Genomic DNA, 5870 nt, shown 5'->3' with positions numbered 1-5870 from the left:
AAAACTACACATACTGCCCGTCGTTCGGTGTGGACGGCCAGCATGACCTTGGTCGCCCGCTCGCGATTCAGGTTAAAAAACACCTCGAGCACTTCGACGACGAAATCCATCGGTGTGTAGTCATCATTAAACAAAACCACCTTGTACATCGGCGGCGCCTGTAAAGCAGGCTTGGCCTCCTGAACAGCAATGCCTGCGGAATCGTCGTCGTGTTCCTCCGGGTGATCTTTCTGGAGAGTCGGGCGATCCTGATTGAATGTTAGTCGAATCTGGCTGATTGCATGCATGGAAAGAAAGGTTCGTCAGTTGTGCAAATACAGTGGTGGGGGCGGCTATCAACGATTTCAACTCCGACTGCCCAGTCACCTTGACTATCGGGAAAACGGTGTTACAACCAATAGAGCCCACAGTGGGTAAAAAAGGTCCGCGGAGTCAATCTTATTTGTGAGATTAGACTGCGGATGTACTGGATGATACTCCAGTGATGGAGTCTGTTGCAGAGGGATATGAGCATGGCAGTCGGCAAGGTCAAGTGGTTCAACAATGCCAAGGGGTTCGGCTTCATTAACACCGATGCGCGGGAAGGGAAAGACGAGGACGGTCATACCATTGATTTCTTCGCCCATTATTCGGCCATTGAAATGGACGGGTATAAAACCCTCAAGGCCGGACAAGCCGTGAACTTCGAGATCGTCCAGGGCCCCAAAGGCCTGCATGCCGTGAAGATTACGGCGGCGCCTGCCGAGCATGAACACACCACGCCCGCCGCTCATCAAGAAAAGGTATCGAACTGACGCAACCGATCATCCAGTCATAAAAAAACCGCCCGAAGGCGGTTTTTTTTGGTGCGAATGCCTTACATGTGCGAGATCAGCGCGTCGCCGAAGCCGGAAGAAGACACCAATTTGGCGCCTTCCATCAGACGTTCGAAATCATAGGTCACGGTCTTGGCGGAAATTGCGCCGTTAGTGCCCTTGATGATCAGGTCGGCCGCTTCGGTCCAGCCCATGTGACGCAGCATCATTTCGGCGGACAGGATCAGCGAACCCGGGTTGACCTGGTCCTTGCCGGCGTACTTCGGCGCGGTACCGTGGGTCGCTTCGAACATCGCAATGGTGTCGGACAGGTTGGCACCTGGCGCGATACCGATACCGCCCACTTCAGCCGCCAGGGCGTCGGAGAGGTAGTCGCCGTTCAGGTTCAGGGTCGCGATGACATCGTATTCGGCCGGGCGCAGCAGGATCTGCTGGAGCATGGCGTCGGCGATGGCATCCTTGACGATGACGTTCTTGCCGGTTTTCGGGTTCTTGAACTGCATCCACGGACCGCCGTCGAGCAGGGTCGCGCCGAACTCTTCAGCCGCCACTTCGTAGGCCCATTCCTTGAAGGCACCTTCGGTGAACTTCATGATGTTGCCTTTGTGCACGATGGTCAGCGAATCGCGGTCGTTGTCGACCACGTATTGCAGGGCCTTGCGCGCCAGGCGCTTGGTGCCTTGCAGCGAAACCGGCTTGATGCCGATGCCACAGTTCTCGTCGAAACGGATCTTGGTGACGCCCATTTCATCTTTGAGGAACTTGATGACTTTGGTCGCTTCCGGCGAACCGGCCTTCCACTCGATGCCGGCGTAGATGTCTTCCGAGTTCTCGCGGAAGATCGTCATGTCGACGTCGCCTGGCTTCTTGACCGGGCTTGGCACGCCTTCGAACCAGCGTACCGGACGCAGGCAGACGTAAAGGTCGAGTTGCTGGCGCAGGGCCACGTTCAGCGAACGGATGCCGCCGCCGACCGGGGTGGTCAGGGGGCCTTTGATGGAAACCACGTAATCCTTGACTGCGTCCAGGGTTTCCTGAGGCAGCCAGGTGTCCTGATCGTAAACCTGAGTCGCTTTTTCCCCGGCGTAGACTTCCATCCAGGAAATTTTGCGCTCGCCGCCGTAAGCCTTCTTAACAGCAGCATCGACAACCTTGATCATGACCGGGCTGATATCAACGCCGATGCCATCGCCTTCAATGAAGGGGATGATCGGGTTGTTAGGAACATTGAGAGAATGGTCCGCGTTGACGGTGATTTTGTCGCCGACTGCTGGAACCTGAATCTTCTTGTATCCCATGCTGAACTCCATTGTTTGGATTGAACATCTGGCTTCGTTCGAGCGTACCCCAGTTAAATCGGCGCGCAAACCCTATGTTCCACCCATCTGCCGCAAAGCTGTGCAGTTCGTGATCTACAAGCCTGAAAGCAAAGGGAAAAGCGCCAAACTCAAGCACGGTGCAAGACTCTACGCCGCCCATTGCCCTGCGACCTTTAGACCAATGGACGAGATTCGTTGCATATGAACCATCGGCAGATTGCCAGCTACCTATGTATAATGCCGCCGCTGACCGAAGGGTCACAAAGGCCAAGCTCTCTATTACGAGACTTTCAGCCAGATTGAAGCCGGACTGTTACCGCAGTCCACCCGCTTGACGCTCGACTGATGCACCCAACATCACCGCGAAGAAATCTCGACATTCGGCTCATGGATGACTTTGAACGAACGCGCTTACCCGGCGCCCCTCGAGTTTCGGCGCACGCTTTAGCAAAGAAGAGAGAGTTAATCCGAATATGCCCACCCGCTCGAAGATCATCTATACCTTCACCGACGAAGCCCCAGCCCTCGCCACCTATTCACTGTTGCCTATCGTAGAGGCCTTCACCGCCTCCGCTGATATCGCCGTGGAAACCCGCGATATCTCTCTTGCAGGGCGCATCCTGGCCAGCTTCCCCGAGCAATTGGGTGACAAAGCCGTAGCCGACCACCTCGCCGAACTGGGCGACCTGGCCGTTACGCCGGAAGCCAACATCATCAAGCTGCCGAACATCAGCGCCTCGGTTCCGCAACTGCAAGCCGCGATCACCGAACTGCAAGCCCAGGGCTTCGCCCTGCCGGACTACCCGGAAACCGTGACCACCGAGGCTGACAAAGAAGCCAAGTCGCGTTACGACAAGATCAAGGGCAGCGCCGTGAACCCGGTCCTGCGCGAAGGCAACTCCGATCGTCGCGCACCGCTGTCGGTCAAGAACTATGCACGCAAGCACCCGCACAAAATGGGCGCCTGGGCTGCGGACTCCAAGTCCCACGTCGCGCACATGAGCACCGGCGATTTCTACGGCAGCGAAAAAGCCGCCCTGATCGACGCCGCTGACGCCGTTAAAATCGAACTGATCGCTCAAGACGGCACCACCACCGTCCTGAAAGAAAAAACCACCGTGCAAGCCGGTGAGATCCTCGATTGCGCCGTCCTGAGCAAAAACGCCCTGCGCAGCTTCATCGCCGCCGAGATCGAAGACGCCAAGCAAAAAGGCGTGCTGCTGTCGGTTCACCTGAAAGCCACCATGATGAAGGTCTCCGACCCGATCATGTTCGGCCAGATCGTCGCCGAGTTCTATAAAGACGCACTGGCCAAGCACGCTGACGTGCTGGCCCAGATCGGCTTCAACCTGAACAACGGCATCGGCGACCTCTACGCTCGCATCAAGGCCCTGCCGGCTGAGCAACAAGCGCAGATCGAAGCGGACATCCAGGCGGTCTACGCCGTTCGTCCATCGTTGGCCATGGTCAACTCCGACAAAGGCATCACCAACCTGCACGTGCCGAGCGACGTTATCGTCGACGCCTCGATGCCGGCGATGATCCGTGACTCCGGCAAGATGTGGGGCACCGACGGCCAGCTGCACGACACCAAGGCTGTGATCCCGGATCGCTGCTACGCCACCATCTACCAGGCCGTCATCGAAGACTGCAAGGTAAACGGCGCTTTCGATCCAACCACCATGGGCAGCGTGCCAAACGTTGGCCTAATGGCGAAAAAAGCCGAAGAGTACGGCTCCCACGACAAGACTTTCCAGATCAAGGCCAACGGTGTTGTTCGCGTCACCGACAGCAAAGGCGCCTTGCTGCTGGAACAGTCGGTTGAAGCCGGCGACATCTTCCGTATGTGCCAGACCAAAGACGCGCCGATCCAGGACTGGGTCAAACTGGCCGTCAACCGTGCCCGTGCCAGCGCAACCCCGGCCATTTTCTGGCTGGACCCGATGCGCGCCCACGATGGCGTAGTGATCGAGAAAGTTCAGGCTTACCTGAAGGATCACGACACCTCCGGCCTGGACATCCGCATCATGTCGCCTGTCGACGCGATGAAGTTCACCCTGGAACGCACTCGCGAAGGCAAGGACACCATCTCGGTGACCGGCAACGTATTGCGCGACTATCTGACTGACCTGTTCCCGATCATGGAACTGGGCACCAGCGCCAAGATGCTGTCGATCGTCCCGCTGATGAATGGCGGCGGCCTGTTCGAAACCGGCGCTGGCGGCTCGGCACCGAAGCACGTTCAACAGCTGCTGGAAGAAAACTTCCTGCGCTGGGATTCCCTGGGCGAGTTCCTGGCCCTGGCCGCTTCCCTTGAGCATCTGGGTGTGACTTACAACAACCCTAAAGCGCTGGTGTTGGCCAAGACCCTGGACCAGGCCACCGGCCAGTTCCTGGACAACAACAAGTCGCCATCGCGCAAAGTCGGCAACATCGACAACCGCGGCAGCCACTTCTACCTGGCGCTGTACTGGGCACAAGCCCTGGCCGCCCAGTCCGAAGACACTGCACTGCAAGCGCAGTTTGGCCAACTGGCCAAAACCCTGACCGAGAACGAAGCGACCATCGTCGCCGAGCTCAATGCCGTTCAGGGCAAGCCAGTGGACATCGGCGGTTACTACCACGCCAATGCCGAACTGATCAGCAAGGCCATGCGCCCGAGCAACACCTTCAACGCTGCGATTGCTGCGCTGGTTTAAGGTTGTAAGGATGCAAAGAAGCCCCGGCCCAGTGCCGGGGTTTCTGTTTCTAGCCTTCCCGCAGAACCCATGTGGGAGCGGGCTTGCTCGCGAAAGCGGTTTATCATTCAACACTTTTTTTACTGACCCACCGCTTTCGCGAGCAAGCCCGCTCCCACATAGACCGCGTTTCATTATTCAAAAATCGAGGAAGCTTCATGACCTGGCTACCCCACATCACCGTCGCCACCATCGTCGAGGACAACGGCCGCTTCCTGATGGTCGAAGAATCCAAGGGCGGACGAGCGGTGCTCAACCAACCCGCCGGTCACCTGGACCCGGACGAAACCCTGATCGAAGCCGCCGTACGCGAAACCCTCGAAGAAACCGGCTGGGACGTCGAACCGACCGGCATCGTGGGGATTTATCTCTACACCGCCCCGAGTAACGGCGTGACTTACCAGCGGGTCTGCTTTATCGCCAAGGCGCTGAAACACCATCCCGACTATCAACTCGACGACGGCATCCTCGGCGCCAAATGGCTGACCCGTGGCGAACTCATCGAACAGCGCGCAAACTGGCGCAGTGAGCTGATCATCCGCTGTATCGATGATTATCTGGACGGCAAACACTTCGGTCTCGAACTGATCCGCCCTTCTCTTTAGCCTTGCGGGCTTCGGCCTGTTAGAATCGCGTCCTTTTTCAAGACACTCATTGAATCCCTATGCGTGATCCAGCCCCTTCTGACACACAAAAGAAGCGCGTCATTGTCGGCATGTCCGGCGGCGTGGACTCTTCCGTTTCCGCTCTCCTGCTGATCGAGCAGGGTTATGAGGTGGAAGGCCTGTTCATGAAGAACTGGGAAGAAGACGATGGAACGGAATACTGCACCGCCATGGACGACCTGGCGGATGCGCAGGCTGTGTGCGACAAAATCGGCATCAAGCTGCACACCGCCAACTTCGCCGCCGAGTACTGGGACAATGTGTTCGAGCACTTCCTGGCCGAATACAAGGCCGGTCGCACGCCGAACCCGGACATCCTGTGCAACCGCGAGA

General features: G+C 57.6%; 5 protein-coding genes and 1 pseudogene. 4 read left to right on the top strand and 2 right to left on the bottom strand.

Annotated elements, in window-relative coordinates:
• Positions 1-287: ATP-dependent Clp protease adaptor ClpS (locus tag ACIQY3_RS07035; protein WP_403018145.1), on the bottom strand; the 287-nt coding region annotated here is incomplete at its 3' end.
• A gap of 225 nt (positions 288-512) precedes the next feature.
• Between ACIQY3_RS07035 and ACIQY3_RS07030 the strand changes: the two genes are divergently transcribed.
• Positions 513-794: a cold shock domain-containing protein gene (locus tag ACIQY3_RS07030; protein ID WP_403018144.1), complete on the top strand. Its 282-nt coding sequence runs from the start codon at positions 513-515 to the stop codon at positions 792-794.
• Positions 795-856: 62 nt separating this feature from the next.
• Here ACIQY3_RS07030 and icd read toward each other — a convergent pair whose 3' ends face one another.
• Entirely contained in the window at positions 857-2113 is a 1257-nt protein-coding gene (icd, locus tag ACIQY3_RS07025; RefSeq protein WP_017339594.1) for an NADP-dependent isocitrate dehydrogenase, read from the bottom strand.
• Positions 2114-2607: 494 nt separating this feature from the next.
• Here icd and ACIQY3_RS07020 point away from each other — a divergent pair, with 494 nt between their 5' ends.
• From ACIQY3_RS07020 to mnmA, 3 genes and pseudogenes are all read left to right on the top strand, one after another.
• Positions 2608-4833, top strand: a complete 2226-nt coding sequence (locus ACIQY3_RS07020; RefSeq protein ID WP_265039486.1) for an NADP-dependent isocitrate dehydrogenase — start codon at positions 2608-2610, stop codon at positions 4831-4833.
• 197 nt (positions 4834-5030) lie between these two features.
• Positions 5031-5477 (top strand): NUDIX hydrolase, encoded by a 447-nt coding sequence (locus ACIQY3_RS07015; RefSeq protein ID WP_403018143.1) that lies wholly within the window; start codon positions 5031-5033, stop codon positions 5475-5477.
• Positions 5478-5536: 59 nt separating this feature from the next.
• Positions 5537-5870: pseudogene (mnmA, locus tag ACIQY3_RS07010) on the top strand (tRNA 2-thiouridine(34) synthase MnmA); the annotation flags it as partial.

This window comes from Pseudomonas sp. NPDC096950 (genome assembly GCF_044762525.1).
In the GTDB taxonomy this organism is placed as follows: domain Bacteria; phylum Pseudomonadota; class Gammaproteobacteria; order Pseudomonadales; family Pseudomonadaceae; genus Aquipseudomonas.
Note: the sequence above shows the minus strand (reverse complement) of the source record. Positions and strands in the feature narration are given on the sequence as shown.

What these genes read in the sequence shown, in the direction of transcription:
- ACIQY3_RS07030 (WP_403018144.1), top strand. Translation starts at nt 513, where the DNA reads ATGGCAGTCGGCAAGGTCAAGTGGTTCAACAATGCCAAGGGGTTCGGC.
- icd (WP_017339594.1), bottom strand. Translation starts at nt 2,113, where the DNA reads ATGGGATACAAGAAGATTCAGGTTCCAGCAGTCGGCGACAAAATCACC.
- ACIQY3_RS07020 (WP_265039486.1), top strand. Translation starts at nt 2,608, where the DNA reads ATGCCCACCCGCTCGAAGATCATCTATACCTTCACCGACGAAGCCCCA.
- ACIQY3_RS07015 (WP_403018143.1), top strand. Translation starts at nt 5,031, where the DNA reads ATGACCTGGCTACCCCACATCACCGTCGCCACCATCGTCGAGGACAAC.